The sequence below is a fragment of the Caulobacter sp. GW821-FHT11A05 genome (genome assembly GCF_058809015.1).
Map to the genome: position 1 here is coordinate 60,202 of NZ_JBXASF010000009.1, position 14,005 is coordinate 74,206.

The window sequence follows — 14,005 nt, forward strand, 5'->3', positions numbered from 1 at the left end:
AGGCCCCGGCGTTTCCGCCAGGGCCTCGATCGTTTTCCGGTCCGCGCTGAATTAGTCGCGGCGGCCGCCCAGCAGCATGAGCAGGAACTGGAACATGTTCACGAAGTCCAGGTAGAGGTGCAGCGCCCCGATGTTGGTCGCGACCGCCGTGGACTGCGCGTCACCGCCCACTTCGTAGTAGGTCATCTTCAGGCGCTGGGTGTCGTAGGCGGTGAGGCCCGCGAAGATCAGCACGCCGGCCGCCGAGACGATCATCGTCAGCATGGGCGAACGGAAGAACCAGGTGGCGATGACGGCGACCAGCAGGCCCCAGGTGGCCATGATCAGGAAGGTGCCGATCCCGCTCAGATCCTTCTTGGTCGTGTAGCCGAACAGGCTGAGGGCGCCGAAGGCCGTCGCCGTGATCAGGAAGGTCGAGGCCAGTGAGGCGCCGGTGTAGCGCAGCACCCAGACCGCGCCCGAAGCGCCGATAACCGAGACCACCGTCCAGTAGAGGGCCCCGGAACTGGCCGGGGTGACGTTCTTCATCATAAAGCCGGCGGCCAGCAGCAGGACCAGCGGCGCGAAGGCCAGGACCACGCCGAGGATCTGGTAGCCAGCGAAGGCGCCGGTCACCGGATTGACGACGTAGAGCAGGTCGCGCAACGGCGCGAAGTTGGCCACGGCGTAGGCCAGGCCGGCCGAGACCACGAGGCCGAGGGCCATCTTGTTATAGACGCCCAGCATGAAGGCGCGAAGACCGGCGTCCACCGACATGTCGGCGGTGTGCGGGATCGAGCGCGCAGTACCGCGTTCGAAGTCGCTCATTGAAAAACACCCTTTACACTCGACCCCGGAATGAGGTCGTTGCAGCAAATATCGGGGCTGTGGCGGTTTGACGCAAGGGGCATACTGAACCGCCACAGGTTTCGGGCATTGGATATCGGCCCTTATTCTGTCCTCAAAACGGGGGCAGGCCGGCGCGACAGCGCCTGGGCCGCCGCCAACAGGCCACCGACGGCCGCCAGGGCCGCCGCGCCGCCGACCAGGGTGACCACGCCGCTCCAGTCGACACTCCAGGTCGCCTCGAAGATCACCACCACCACCGGCCAGGCGGCGGCATAGCCCAGCGCCACCCCGAACACCCCGGCGATCAGGCCGACGGCGCCGTACTCGACCCCATAGGCCAGCAGGATCTGGCCGCGCGAGCCGCCCAGCACCTTCAAGGTCGCCGCCTCACGGGCCCGGGCCCTGGCTCCGGCGGCGATGGCCCCGGCCAGCACCAGCAGCCCGGCCAGGGCGGCGACGCCGGCCGCGCCGCGCACCGCCAGGCTGAGGCGGTCGAACATCTCGACGGCCTGGGCCAGCCCCTCGCGGACGCTGATGACGTTGACCTCGGCGAACTCGCCGCCGAGCGCCCGGGTGGCGGCCTGTTCCTGGGCGGCGCTGGCCTTGGCGATGGCGATCCAGCGCATGCCGGCGCCCTCCAACGCCTGGGGGTTCATGATGATGGTGAAGGCCGGGCTGAAGCCGCCCCACTCGACCTTGCGCAGCACCGCGACGCGGGCCTCGATGTCGCGACCCAGCACATTGACGGTGATGGCGTCGCCGACGGCGAGGCCGGCGCCTTTGGCGGCGTCAATCTCCATGGCCACCTGGGGCGTCGCCTCGCTCGCCTTCCACCAGCTTCCCTCTTTCACCCCGGCGTCGTCGGGCTCGGTGGCGAAGACGCTCATCTGCAGGTCGTTGTCGTAGGCCCAGCGCTCGCTGTCCTTGACCTTGGAGAGGTCGACCGGCTGGCCCTTCACCCCGACGATGCGGCCGGTGACGAAGGGAAAGCGCAGGAAGTTCTGTTTGGTCAGGGGAACGCCGAACGCCTTTTGGACCGTGGTGTCGAAGGCGTCGATGCGCTCGCCGGGCACGTCGAGGAAGACCACCGAGGGGGCGGTCTTGGGGGCCACCTCGCTGACCTGGGCCAGGAGGCTCGACTGGATCAGCACCACCGAGGCCAGCAGGGCGACGCCCAGCCCGATGGCCGGAGAGGCGGTGCGGGCGGCCGAGCGCGGGCCGGAGAGGTTGGCCAGGCCGATGCGCCAGGGGCCGCTGGCGAAGCGGCGCAGTTTGCCGGCAAGCCAGGCGGCGGCGCGGCCGAGCAGGGCCAGCAGGCCAAAGGCGAAGGCGACCCCGACGATCATGACGATGGCCGACAACGGGGTCGGGGCGGTGATCACGGCCAGGCCGGCGAGGCCCAGGCCCGCCAGGACCGTGGCCCAGGTCTCCAGGCCCCAGCCGACCCGGCCGGCCAGGTCACGGCGGAACAGGGCCGAGGGCGGCGTGGAACGGGCCCGGGCCAGGGGCACGAGGCTGAAGGCGGCGGCGGCCAGCAGGCCGAAGGCGGCGGCCTTCAACAGGGGCATGGGATAGACGGCGAACAGGGCCGGGATCGGCAGCTTGTCCTTGGCCAGCTCGCCGAGGATCAGCGGGGCGCTGGCCCCGATGGCCAGGCCGATGCCGACCCCGAGCAGGGCCAGGACGGCGACCTGGATCAGGTACATGTTGCGGATCAGCACCCCCTGCGCGCCGAGCGCCTTGAGCGTGGCGATGGAGGGCTTGCGGGCCTCCAGATAGGCGCCGACGGCGCCGGCGACGCCGAGGCCGCCGGCCACCAGGGAGGCCAGTCCGATGAAGCCGAGGAAGTATTCCAGCTGGTCGATCAGCCGTTTGACGCCGTTGGCGGCCTCGTCGCGTGTGCGGACCTCCAGGCCGCCCACGGCCGGGCCGCGACGCGGCGGGCCCGCCTGGCGCCCGCCCGGGCGGCGCTGGCCGAGACCGTCCTTGGGGCGCTGGGGATCGAGGACGCGGGCGGCGGCGTTGGCGTCGGCCCCTTTCGGCAGGGCGATGCGGGCGGTCTCGCCGCGGTCGGGCAGGCCCTCGGCCAGGAAGCCGCCGTCCTCGACGGCCTTCAGGCTGGTCAGGACCCGGGGGGCCATGCTGAAGCCGCGGCCCAGGCGGTCGGGTTCGGAGACGAGGACGGCGCGGGCGACGAATTTGGCCTCGCCGATCAGGAAATGGTCGCCGAGCTTGAGGCCCAGGCGGTCGAACAGGGCCTGTTCGATGGCGGCGCCGGTAGCGTCGCCTTCGGGGGCGAAGGCGGCGTCCAAGGTCGGCGCGCCGGTCAGCTGGACCTTGCCGACCAGAGGGTAGCCGGGGCTGACCCCGCGCAGTTCGACCAGGCGCCGCTCGCCGTTCGGGGCCTCGGCCATGGCGGCCTGGCCGGCGGAGAAGACGGTGGTCCCCATGGCCTGGAACGTCGCCCGCTCCCGCGGCGTGAAGCGGCGGTCCTCGACGCTGACCCGCAGGTCGCCGCCGAGGATTTCACGGCCCTGGGTGGCCAGGCCCTGACGGAAGGCCTCGGCCGTCGAGCCGGCGGCGGCGATGGCGGCGACGCCGAGCGCCAGGCAGGCCAGGAAGATGCGGAATCCGGCGACGCCGGAGCGCAGTTCACGGGCGGCGAAGCGGAAGGAGAGCGGCAGGCTCACGCCACGATCCGCCCGTCGCCCATGGTCACCGTGCGATCGGCCCGCGCCGCCAGATGGGCGTCGTGGGTGACCAGGACCAGGGCGGCGCCGGTCTGGGCGACGAGGTCGAACATCAGGTCGGCGACGGCGTGGGCGTTGACGCCGTCGAGGTTGCCGGTCGGCTCATCGGCGAACAGGAGCTTGGGCTCAACGGCCAGGGCGCGGGCCAGGGCGACGCGCTGCTGCTCGCCGCCCGACAGCTGGTGCGGGTAGTGGGTCAAGCGTTCCGCCAGGCCGACCTTGGCCAGCCACTGGCGGGCCGTCTCGTCGGCGCCTTTGCGGCCGGCGATCTCCAGCGGGGTGGAGACGTTTTCCAGGGCGGTCATGTTGGGCAGCAGGTGGAAGCTCTGGAACACCAAGCTGACCTGGGCCCGCCGCAGTTTCGCCCGGCCGTCCTCCGACAGTTTGCCCATGTCCTGTCCGAACAAGGCCACCGACCCGCTGGTCGGCCGCTCCAGTCCCGCCGCCACGGCGATCAGCGACGACTTGCCCGAGCCCGAAGGGCCGACCACGGCCACCCGTTCTCCAGGGGCGACGTCGAGGTCGACGCCCTTGAGGATCTCCACCGGCCCGGCCGCCGAGGGCAGGGTCAGGGTGACCGCTTCAAGCCGAAGCGGCGGGGTCGTCGTCTGGGCGTCGAACATATTTGGAGTCGGCCTGTTGAAACGGGGAGGAAGCGTTTGGGAAAGCGATGACCTCACCTACATAGGGCGCTGAGATGGCGAACACACCTGAACGATCTTTCACGCGTCCGCTGACGAGACGCGCCGCGCTGGCCGGCCTGGCGCTGCTGCCGGCCGGGCCGGCGCTGGCCCAGGGCAAGCCCCGCATCGTCACCGTGCTAGGCGACAGCATCACGGCGGGCCTGGGCCTGCCGCGCAACCTCGCCCTGCCGGCCATGCTGGAGGCCGAGCTGAAGCGGCTGGGCAGAAACGTGAAGGTGCGCGGGGCGGGGGTGTCGGGCGACACCTCGGCGGCCGGGCTGGCGCGGGTCGACTTCAGCGTCCAGGCCGACACCTCGGTCTGCGTGGTGGCGTTCGGCGGCAATGACCTGCTGCAAGGGCTGGACCCGAAGCGGACCAGCAGCAACCTCGACCGTATCATCGGCAAGCTGCAGGCGCGGCGCATCAAGGTGGTGCTGGCCGGCATGGCGCCGCCGCCGGCTCTGGGCCGCAGCTACGCGCGGGACTTCTCGGCGATCTTTCCGACCCTGGCCAAAAAGCACGGGGTGGCCATCTACCCCAACCTGCTGGCCGGAGTGGGCGGCATTCCGCGGCTGAACCAGCGGGACGGCATCCACCCGAACGCCGAAGGGGTGCGGATCATCGTCCGCGGCCTGGCGCCGGTGGTGGCGCGGGCTTTGGGTTAGGTCCACCGGACCGAACCGTTTGAATTTCAGGGGATAGAGGGGCGCATGCAGTATTCACAACTCGGACGCACGGGCATTTCGGTGTCGCGGTGCTGCCTGGGCACCATGACCTGGGGCTCGCAGAACAGCGAGGCCGAGGCGCACGAACAGATGGATCACGCGCTCGAACGCGGGGTGAACTTCTGGGACACGGCCGAGATGTACGCCTCGCCGCCGACGCCGGAGACGCAAGGCTCGACCGAGCGGCACATCGGCAGCTGGTTCGCGAGGACGGGAAAGCGGGACCAGGTGGTGCTGGCCTCGAAGGTGGCCGGGCGCTCGCCGATGACCTGGCTGCGGGCCGACGGCTCGCCGACGACGCAGACCAAGGCGCAAATCGACGAGGCGGTCGAGGCCTCCCTCAAGCGACTGCAGACAGACTACATCGACCTCTACCAGCTGCACTGGCCTGACCGGCCGGTACAGATTTTCGGCGGCATGACCTTTCGCGACTACGCGCCGGGTTACGAGGGGTTCGAGGCCATCCTCTCGGCGCTCGACGCCCATGTGAAGGCCGGCCGCATCCGCGCCGTGGGCCTGAGCAACGAGACGTCCTGGGGGGTGATGAAGTTCATCGAGGTCGCCGATCGGCTGGGACTGCCGCGCGTCGCCTCGATCCAGAACGCCTACAGCCTGGTCAACCGGGTCTATGAGTACGGCCTGGCCGAGGTCGGCATGCGCGAGGAGGTAGGCCTGCTGCCCTATTCGCCGCTGGCCCAGGGGGCGCTGACCGGCAAGTACCTGGACGGCGCCCTGCCGCCGGGGGCCCGCAAGACCCTGTACAACCGCATGCAGCGCTACGATGGGCCGGGGTCGCAGGAAGCGATCCGAAGCTATGTGGCGCTGGCGGCCGAGTATGGCATCGACCCGGCCACCCTGGCCCTGAAGTTCTGCGACAGCCGGCCGTTCGTCACCTCGACCATCATCGGGGCCACCTCAATGGCCCAGCTGACCACCGACATCGACGCCTTCGACTACGAATGGACACCGGCGCTGGACAAGGCGGTCGATGCGCTGCACGTGGAGCGTCCCAACCCTTGCCCATAGGGGCTCGACAGCCGGACAGACCGGCAGATTCCATGCTTCGACTTTTCACCGCTATCGCCATTCCCTGGGACATCGCCCAGGGTCTGGCCGAGCATCAGACGGGCCTCAACGGCGCCGGCTGGCGCACGGCCGAGCAGCTGCACATCACGCTCAGGTTCGTTGGCGACCTGGCGGAGAACAAGGCCGCCGACCTCGACGCCGAGCTGTCGGCCATCGTCTGTGAGCCGTTCGAGCTGGAGCTGACCGGGGTCGGCCATTTCGGCGAGGCGGCGGACATCCACGCCATCTGGGCCGGGGTGTCGGAAAACGCCGCCCTGATCCGGCTGCAGAAGCGTTGCGAGAGCGCCGCGCGGCGGGCGGGACTGGCGGCGGATACGCGGCTCTACCGGCCGCATGTGACCCTGGCCTACCTCAAGCGGCCGGACGCCGGGGCGGTGATGGACTGGGAGGCGGCCAACAACCTGCTGCACAGCCCGGTCTTCACCGTGAAACGGTTCGGACTGTATTCCAGCCATCGGACGCGCGACGGGTCGGCGTATCGGCTGGAGGGGGACTATCGGCTGCGGTGAACATCCTAAGCTGGTGAGCGTGGATCTGGGGTCACACCTTCACCGCGTGGTCCTTCAGCACCCCCAGCGGGACAATCGCCAAGGTCTCCTCATGCGTCGATTCCAGCACCAGCTGGGGGGCGCAGCCGTCGTCCAACGCCTCTTTCCAGCGCGGGGCGCAGAGGCACCAGCGGTCGCCGGGCTTGAGGCCCGCGAAGCCGTACTCCGGGCGCGGGGTGGAGAGGTCGTTGCCCTGCCGGGCGCTGTAGGCGAGGAAATCGGCGGTCATCACCGCGCAGACGGTGTGCAGTCCGGTGTCCTGCGGCCCGGTCTCGCAACAGCCGTTGCGGTAGAAACCGGTCACCGGGTCCAGCGAACAGGGGATCAGTTCGCCGCCCAGCACATTGAGGGCATCGGGGTCGTAGCGGGTCATGGGCCCATCCTGCGCTCATCGAGGCAGAGCCGCCAGAGGGGGCGCGAGCCGGCTTTGCGGTCTGGCGGCACGGGGCCTGCACGGCTAAGGAGGTTGCGACCCCGACCGCGCCAGAATGAGCCCGCCCCGACCCGATGACCGACACCCCCCGTCCCCGCCGCAGCGCCCTCTACATGCCGGCCTCGAACGCGAAAGCCATCGAGAAGGCGCGGACCCTGCCGTGCGACGTGGTCATCCTGGACCTGGAGGACGCCGTCGCGCCCGAGGCCAAGGAAACCGCCCGGATGCAGGCGGTCGAGGCGGTCAAGGCCGGCGGCTTCGGCCGGCGCGAGATTGTCATTCGGGTGAACGGCCTGGACACCCCCTGGGGGGCCGCCGACCTGGCGGTGGCGGCGGGCGCGGGAGCCGACGCCATCCTGGTTCCCAAGGTCAGCAGCGCCGCCGACGTGAAAGCCTATGACGCCGCCATCGAAAAGGCGCCAGCGGCCACAAAGCTGTGGGCGATGATCGAGACCTGCGCCGCCCTGTTCGCCCTCAACGAGATCGCCGCCACGGCGAAGGACAGCCGGCTGACGACCTGGGTGATGGGCACCAACGACCTGGCCAAGGAGATGCGCTGTCATCAGACGGCCGATCGCGCGCCCTTCTGGGGGCCGCTGAGCCTGTCGGTGGCGGCGGCGCGGGCCCATGGCCTGACCATCCTCGACGGGGTGCACAACGACATCGACAACGTCGAGAGTCTGGTCGCCGTCTGTGAGCAGGGCGTTCAGTTCGGCTTCGACGGCAAGACGCTGATCCATCCCAAACAGATCGAACCCTGCAACCTGGTGTTCTCGCCGGCTCCCGGCGAGGTCCATTGGGCGCGCAGCGTCATCGCCGCCTTCGCCCTGCCGGAAAACGCCGGCAAGGGGGCGATCCGTGTCGAGGGCCGGATGGCCGAGCTGTTGCATCTGGACCAGGCGCGGCGGCTGGTGGCGGTGTCGGAAGCCATCGCGGAAGCGGACGCGGCATGAGGGGCGGGCTGGCTCTTGCCGCTATGATGGCGCTGCTGGCCGGGCCGGTCCTGGCCCAGGAGCAGTCGGCCGACCCGATCGGCGATGTGCTGTCGGGCCTGGCCGCCCAGCAGGGCATGGACGACGACGCGGCGGAGTCGCCGACGGCGACGTCTCCCGAGGCGGAGCCGGACGCCGCAGCCCAGTCCCAGGCCAAGGACGAAAGCGCCGATGGCGACGCCGAGGATCCGGGCGAGGCCGGTTCGCTGCCGGAGCCGGCGGCGCCATCGACCTACACGCCCGCGCCGGCCTATGCGGCCCCGACCCCCTTCAGTCCGCCGCCGCCGGTTTCGCGCCTGCCGCAGCTGGACCGGCCGGTGATGATCGACGAGCTGTACCGCACCCCCGAGGCCCCGCCGACGCCGGTCGAGCAGGCCTATGAGAGCCGCATCCGGGGCGGGCTGAACGCCGCCCAGGGGCTGCAGGGGCCGCTGGACGGCGGTTGGGTGCTGCGCGGGCCGGACGGGCGGACGCTGTACGGGCTGCAGCTGGTCGACAAGGGCACGGGGGCCATCCTGCTGGAGGGCGCCTGGCGGTCGATGAAGCCGGGCCAGCCGGCCGGCCAGGTGGGTCTGGTCGACAGCATCTCGCGCACCGCGACCGGCGGGGTCGACATCCGCTTCACGCCGCGCGGGGCGCGGGAGGCCTCGGTGCTGCAGCTGGAGCCGACGAGCGGCGGCTGGGGCGGGACGCTGTGGGAGGCGGGGACCAACCGGACGGTGACCCTTCGGCGGAACTGAGCGCCCTTCCCTCTCCTATGATCCGCTCATACCGGCATTCGCCGGGATGAGCGGTCTTATAGGTTTAGGGGCCGTGTTTTCGCCTCCAAGCAACACCATGTTGCAACCCGAAGGACGACCAACGACTTTAGGGCCGACATGACCCATGACCTGAACCGCCGCGCGACGCTTGCCGGCCTGATCGCCCTTCCCGCTGGTTTGGCCGCCGCCGGCCTCGCCGGCGCGGCCTTCGCCGCGCCCCTGTCGGCGGAGGACAGGGCGCTGGTCGACAAGGCCACCACCTACCTGCAGGGACTGGACTCGGCCAAGGGCCGCTTCATCCAGACCGATCCGCGCGGGACCCAGACGCAAGGCAGCTTCTACCTGCAGCGGCCGGGCAAGGCCCGCTTCGCCTACGACGCCCCGGCCAGCAAGCTGCTGGTCTCCGACGGCCGCTTCGTCTCCGAGGCCGACACCCGGCTGAAGACGGTCAACCGCTATCCGCTCGGCCAGACGCCGCTGGCGCTGTTCCTGGCCCAGGACGTTCGGCTCGACAAAGGCGTGGTCATCACCCGGGTCAGCAGGCTGGACGGCGGCTTCTCCCTGACCATGGCCGACGGTCGCAAGCAGACGCGCGGCAGCCTGACGATGAACTTCACCGACAGCCCGGTCAGCCTGATGGGCTGGGTGGTGACCACGGTGCAGGGCTCGACCCGGGTGCGGCTGACCAGCCTGGAACGCACCGCCGGCCTCGACGCCAAGCTGTTCGCCACCCCCTTCCCGCCAGCCAAGAAGACCGGTCGGCCCTGAATCAAAACTGTGTCCTGTGGGGCACAGCCAAATCTTCACCGAAATGTCGTTGACGTTTCCACGTTGAAGTTGTTCTAATGCAACACATGGCGGTTGGCGCGTCCGACCTCGCGCCGCCCGCGGACCGTGCCGGAAACCTATCCCCTCCCGGCGGCGGCATGAGAGACAACTTTTCCCCGCCCGGCGCGTCATCGCGCCGGGCGTTTTTCTTTGGAAGACGGGGGCCGGCGCTTAACAGCGCCGGGCGAATTCCCTGACCGCCGGCCTGAGGTCTAGGCGGCACGCGCCCGATGCCCGCGGACTCCGGCCGCGTCCTCCGGGCGGCCGACCTGGAATCCAAGGGTCAGTTCGGTCAAGGTCACAGCCTCCCGCGAGAGGGTGTGGCTGGCGGCCGTGGATTCCTCGACCATGGCCGCATTCTGCTGCGTGACCTGGTCCATCTGGTTGATGGCGGTGTTGACCTGGGCCAGACCGGTGGCCTGTTCATGGGTCGAGTGGACGATCTCCTCGACCACGTCGTCGATCTGCGACACCTGTTGGGCGATGCGCTGCAGCGCCTTGCCGGCCTCACCGACAAATTCGACGCCCTGCCCGACCTCACCCGTCGATACCGAGATCAGGGCCTTGATTTCCTTGGCGGCCTCCGCCGAGCGCTGGGCCAGGGCGCGGACCTCGGAGGCGACCACGGCGAAACCTTTGCCCGCATCGCCGGCCCTGGCCGCCTCGACGCCGGCGTTCAGGGCCAGGAGGTTGGTCTGGAAGGCGATCTCGTCGATCACGCCGATGATCTGGTTGACCTCGCCAGAGGAGCGCTCGATGGCGCTCATGGCCTCCACCGCCTTGACCACGATCTCGCCCGAGGTCTGCGCCTCGGTCTTGGCGCGCCGGACAACCTGTTGAACGTTCCTGGCGCCGTCGGCGGTCCGGCGCACGGTCGCGGTGATCTCGTCCAGCGCCGCCGCGGTCTCCTCGAGACTGGCCGCCTGCTGCTCGGTGCGGCGGGACAGGTCATCGGCCGCCTGGCTGATCTCGCCGGCCCCATGCTTGATGCCCTGAACCGAGGTGACGACCGCGCCGAGAGCCGCCCGGAGCTTGTCGACGGCGGCGTTGAAGTCGCGCCGCAGCTGCTCGTACTCGTCGCTGAAGGCGGTATCCAGGCGGTGGGTCAGCACCCCGTCGGCCAGACTCTGCAAACCGCCGGCCAGAGCCTGCACGACCCGCGTCAGCTCGGCGGCCCTGGCCGCCCGCTCCTGCTCGGTCGCCGCGCGCTGCGCCTCCGAAGTCTCGCGAAGGCCGCGCGCCTCCTCCTCCATCGCCCGACCCCGCAGGGCGTTGTCCTTGAACACCTGGACGGCCTTGGCCATGGCGCCGACCTCGTCCCGCCGCGCCTGACCCTCGACGTCCAGCGACAGCTCGCCACCGGCCAGCCGCTTCATCTGCTCGCCGAGGCGCACCAGGGGCGCCGCGACCTTGGCGCTGACGATCCAGGCGCTCAGCCCGAGCCCGGCGAGAACCGACAGCAGGCCGACGACCAGCATCGCCACGATCGTGAAGGCCGAATCCTGGCGCAGGGCCTCGATCGCCTTGGCGTTCTCCGCTTCCAGCCCGACGTTGAAGCTGTGGAGATCCGCGGCGAGCGCTGTCAGCTCGACATCGTTCTCCGCCATGGCAGTTGCGCCAAGGGCGAGCTGGTCGAGGTTTTCCGGCGTGAAGGTCCCGATGGCGGTGAGGCTTGGAAAGGTGCTGCCGATGGCGACCGGCCTCTTTGTGGCCTCGTAGACCCGGTCGAACCGCTCCTTGAAGGCGCGGTACTGCCTGGCCTTGGCGGGATTCAGGCGGATGGCGTCGTCGAAGGCCTGGTCGCCTTCGACCTTGGCGGCCTGGAAGTCGGCCAGCACCTGGGCGCCGCGCGGCGTCGCGGGGTCGTAGTTCATCGACTGGTAGGCGTTTCGACCCAGCCGGTTGGTGATCTGGGCGGCGTTGGCCAGCCGGAGAATCGCCGGATCGACGCCGCTGGTGATCTGGCCGTAGCGGTGCGAAAGCTCGCTCAACTTCATGGCGCCGACGGCGATGACCGCGGCGAACAGCACCGCCATTCCGATCAGGGGAATGAGGGTCTTGGTTCCCAGCTTGAGATTGTCGAAGTTCATCGTCGCCTCCGCGCGGCGCGATGCGCCCGCCGGCTGGCTGGACGCCGCACGCCGTACAGATTTCGACTGGAACGGCTAAAAATTCCTTTCCGAGGAACGGCGCCATAACTGTGAAATTGTCGCATCGCTGCTGCGATGCCGGCGGAGTAGCGCGGCTTGGAACGAATTTCTTCGAGCGCACAACTTCGGTGGTTCACCTGGATGTTGATCGACATCCTGCCCTATCTTCAGCAGGCCCTGTGTCAGATTGGCCGAACCTTGGCGCCGACTACCGATCGGGAAAGCCGTGGCGGCGACCGCCTCCAGCCGCTACCTACCGTCCATGCGCCTTCGACTCGCCACCTGGAACATCAACTCCGTCCGCCCGCGCGGCGACCTGATCGGCCGGATGGTCGACGAGATCGCCCCCGACGTCATCGCCCTGCAGGAGATCAAGTGCCAGGCGCACGAGTTCCCGCGTGAGATGTTCGAGGCGCTCGGCTACCGCCACTTCCGCATCCACGGCCAGAAGGGCTGGCACGGGGTGGCCATCATCTCGCGCCTGCCGCTGGAGGATTCCCCGCCGCTCGACGTCTGCAAGAACGGCCACGCCCGCTGTGTCGGGACCATGGTCGGCGGCGTCGAGATCCAGAACTTCTACATCCCGGCCGGCGGCGACGTTCCCGACCGCGAGCTGAACCCCAAGTTCGACCACAAGCTCGACTTCTTCGAGAAGCTGACCGCCGAGTTCGCCAGGCGCGACCCGCGCAATCCGTTGATCGTCACCGGCGACCTCAACGTCGCGCACGGCGAGCACGACGTCTGGAACCACAAATACATGTCCAAGGTGGTCAGCCACACGCCCGTCGAGGTCGCGGCCATGGAGGGCCTGATCGCTTCCAACCAGTTCATCGACCTGCCGCGCGAGGTGGTGCCGCCGTCGGAAAAACTGGCCAGCTGGTGGAGCTACCGCGCCGTCGACTTCCGGGCCTCGAACCGCGGCCTGCGCCTGGACCACATCCTGATCAGCCCCGGCCTGCGGGGCGCCGCCTTCCACACCGGCAAGGCGATCTCGAAGGTGCATGAGGATGTGCGCGGCTGGGAGAAACCGAGCGACCACGCGCCGGTGACGGCGGACTTCATGATCTGATCGCTCAGCGCTGGTCGGCGCAGAACCTCTCCTCGACCTCGAAGGCTTCGAGACTCATGAGGAAGATGTCGTTCCCCACCGCCCTCCGCGAAGGCTGCACGATCACGATCGACCGGCCGAGTGGCGGAACATTGGAACTCGGGCATTCAGTGTAAGGAGAGTCGCTGTAGATCGGCATGCGCAGATCGCCGGCGGGCGGTGACCCCTTGATCGTCCTGACAGGCCGAACTACCGCCTCACCGACCTCGTAGTCCCCATCGAGATGGGCGGAAACCACATCCGCCTCCGCCACCAGGGCGGCCTCCGTCATCATTGCCCGATGGCGTTCGCAACGCAGCTCCGGCGATTCCGGTATCCGCTTCGAGGTGATGATGCAGCTGTAGGCGACCGCCGGGGCGGCGGCGCCCAGTCCACTGGCCAGCAGCAAGCCGCAGGCCAGCAACGGCCGGATCACGGCTGCAGCCTGTAGCCGCCGGCTTCGGTGATCAGCAGCCGCGCCTGGCCGGGATCGGGCTCGATCTTCTGCCGTAGCCGGTAGACGTGGGTTTCCAGGGTGTGGGTCGTCACCCCGGCGTTGTAGCCCCAGACTTCCGTCAGCAGCTCCTCGCGCGCGATGGCCTTGGCGCCGGCGCGGTAGAGGTACTTGAGGATGTTGGTCTCTTTTTCCGTCAGCCGGACCTTCTTGCCCTTGTCGTCGACCAGCAGCTTGGCGGCCGGGCGGAACTCATAGGGGCCGATGCGGAAGACGGCGTCCTCGGAGGCCTCGTGGCTGCGCAGCTGGGCGCGGATGTGGGCCAGCAGGACGGCGAAGCGGAAAGGCTTGGTCAGGTAGCCGTTGGCCCCCGACTCCAGGCCAAGGATGGTGTCCGCATCCGTCGAGGCGGCCGTCAGCATGACGATGGGGGCGGTGACGCCCGCCTTGCGCATCAGCCGGCAGGCCTCGCGGCCGTCCATGTCGGGCAGGTCGACGTCGAGCAGGATCATGTCCGGCCGCGCCTCCTTGGCGATGGCCGAGCCTTCGGTCGCCGTGCCGGCCTCGAGGGTGGTGAACTCCTCGTGCAGGCGAAGTTGCTCCGACAGCGCGCCGCGCAGGTCGTCGTCGTCGTCGATGATCAGGAGGGTCTTGCGTTGCGCCATGAACAGAACCATGCA

General features: G+C 69.4%; 14 protein-coding genes. 7 read left to right on the forward strand and 7 right to left on the reverse strand.

Annotation, left to right across the window (positions count from 1 at the left end):
• Nucleotides 1–51 precede the first annotated feature (51 nt).
• The 3 genes from AC1RSK_RS14080 to AC1RSK_RS14090 all read right to left on the reverse strand — a co-directional run bounded on the left by AC1RSK_RS14080 (nucleotide 52) and on the right by AC1RSK_RS14090 (nucleotide 4,201).
• Entirely contained in the window at nucleotides 52–807 is a 756-nt protein-coding gene (locus AC1RSK_RS14080) for a Bax inhibitor-1/YccA family protein (RefSeq protein WP_492908192.1), read from the reverse strand.
• A 122-nt stretch (nucleotides 808–929) separates the two neighbouring features.
• On the reverse strand, nucleotides 930–3,518 hold the full coding sequence (locus tag AC1RSK_RS14085) for an ABC transporter permease (RefSeq protein WP_492908193.1): 2,589 nt from the start codon (nucleotides 3,516–3,518) through the stop codon (nucleotides 930–932).
• Entirely contained in the window at nucleotides 3,515–4,201 is a 687-nt protein-coding gene (locus tag AC1RSK_RS14090) for an ABC transporter ATP-binding protein (RefSeq protein WP_492908194.1), read from the reverse strand. The genes AC1RSK_RS14085 and AC1RSK_RS14090 overlap by 4 nt, the downstream gene beginning before the upstream one ends.
• A 74-nt stretch (nucleotides 4,202–4,275) precedes the next feature.
• Here AC1RSK_RS14090 and AC1RSK_RS14095 point away from each other — a divergent pair, with 74 nt between their 5' ends.
• Genes AC1RSK_RS14095 through thpR form a run of 3 tightly spaced genes read left to right on the forward strand, consistent with a single transcriptional unit; the run spans nucleotide 4,276 to nucleotide 6,581 of the window.
• Nucleotides 4,276–4,926, forward strand: coding sequence for an arylesterase (locus AC1RSK_RS14095; protein ID WP_492908195.1), 651 nt, complete (start codon nucleotides 4,276–4,278; stop codon nucleotides 4,924–4,926).
• A gap of 45 nt (nucleotides 4,927–4,971) precedes the next feature.
• Complete coding sequence (locus AC1RSK_RS14100; protein ID WP_492908196.1) at nucleotides 4,972–6,012, forward strand: aldo/keto reductase; 1,041 nt, start codon at nucleotides 4,972–4,974, stop codon at nucleotides 6,010–6,012.
• 32 nt (nucleotides 6,013–6,044) lie between these two features.
• Entirely contained in the window at nucleotides 6,045–6,581 is a 537-nt protein-coding gene (thpR, locus tag AC1RSK_RS14105; RefSeq protein WP_492908197.1) for an RNA 2',3'-cyclic phosphodiesterase, read from the forward strand.
• Between the two features lie 31 nt (nucleotides 6,582–6,612).
• Here thpR and AC1RSK_RS14110 read toward each other — a convergent pair whose 3' ends face one another.
• On the reverse strand, nucleotides 6,613–6,993 hold the full coding sequence (locus tag AC1RSK_RS14110) for a DUF2237 family protein (RefSeq protein ID WP_492908198.1): 381 nt from the start codon (nucleotides 6,991–6,993) through the stop codon (nucleotides 6,613–6,615).
• A gap of 134 nt (nucleotides 6,994–7,127) precedes the next feature.
• Between AC1RSK_RS14110 and AC1RSK_RS14115 the strand changes: the two genes are divergently transcribed.
• From AC1RSK_RS14115 to AC1RSK_RS14125, 3 genes are all read left to right on the forward strand, one after another.
• Nucleotides 7,128–8,006, forward strand: a complete 879-nt coding sequence (locus tag AC1RSK_RS14115) for an HpcH/HpaI aldolase/citrate lyase family protein (protein WP_492908199.1) — start codon at nucleotides 7,128–7,130, stop codon at nucleotides 8,004–8,006.
• Nucleotides 8,003–8,785: a hypothetical protein gene (locus AC1RSK_RS14120; protein ID WP_492908200.1), complete on the forward strand. Its 783-nt coding sequence runs from the start codon at nucleotides 8,003–8,005 to the stop codon at nucleotides 8,783–8,785. The genes AC1RSK_RS14115 and AC1RSK_RS14120 overlap by 4 nt, the downstream gene beginning before the upstream one ends.
• 138 nt (nucleotides 8,786–8,923) lie before the next feature.
• Nucleotides 8,924–9,574: an outer-membrane lipoprotein carrier protein LolA gene (locus tag AC1RSK_RS14125; protein WP_492908201.1), complete on the forward strand. Its 651-nt coding sequence runs from the start codon at nucleotides 8,924–8,926 to the stop codon at nucleotides 9,572–9,574.
• 272 nt (nucleotides 9,575–9,846) lie between these two features.
• Here AC1RSK_RS14125 and AC1RSK_RS14130 read toward each other — a convergent pair whose 3' ends face one another.
• Nucleotides 9,847–11,724, reverse strand: coding sequence for a methyl-accepting chemotaxis protein (locus AC1RSK_RS14130; protein WP_492908202.1), 1,878 nt, complete (start codon nucleotides 11,722–11,724; stop codon nucleotides 9,847–9,849).
• 322 nt (nucleotides 11,725–12,046) lie between these two features.
• Here AC1RSK_RS14130 and AC1RSK_RS14135 point away from each other — a divergent pair, with 322 nt between their 5' ends.
• Nucleotides 12,047–12,853: an exodeoxyribonuclease III gene (locus AC1RSK_RS14135; protein WP_492908203.1), complete on the forward strand. Its 807-nt coding sequence runs from the start codon at nucleotides 12,047–12,049 to the stop codon at nucleotides 12,851–12,853.
• Nucleotides 12,854–12,857: 4 nt separating this feature from the next.
• Here the strand turns inward: AC1RSK_RS14135 and AC1RSK_RS14140 are convergent, their stop codons facing one another.
• Together AC1RSK_RS14140 and AC1RSK_RS14145 are read right to left on the reverse strand one after the other, a co-directional pair.
• On the reverse strand, nucleotides 12,858–13,307 hold the full coding sequence (locus AC1RSK_RS14140; RefSeq protein WP_492908204.1) for a hypothetical protein: 450 nt from the start codon (nucleotides 13,305–13,307) through the stop codon (nucleotides 12,858–12,860).
• The gene (locus AC1RSK_RS14145; protein ID WP_492908359.1) at nucleotides 13,304–13,990 is read right to left on the reverse strand and encodes a response regulator transcription factor; all 687 of its coding nucleotides are present in this window, start codon (nucleotides 13,988–13,990) and stop codon (nucleotides 13,304–13,306) included. Before AC1RSK_RS14145 ends, AC1RSK_RS14140 begins: the two co-directional genes overlap by 4 nt.
• Nucleotides 13,991–14,005: the final 15 nt, after the last annotated feature.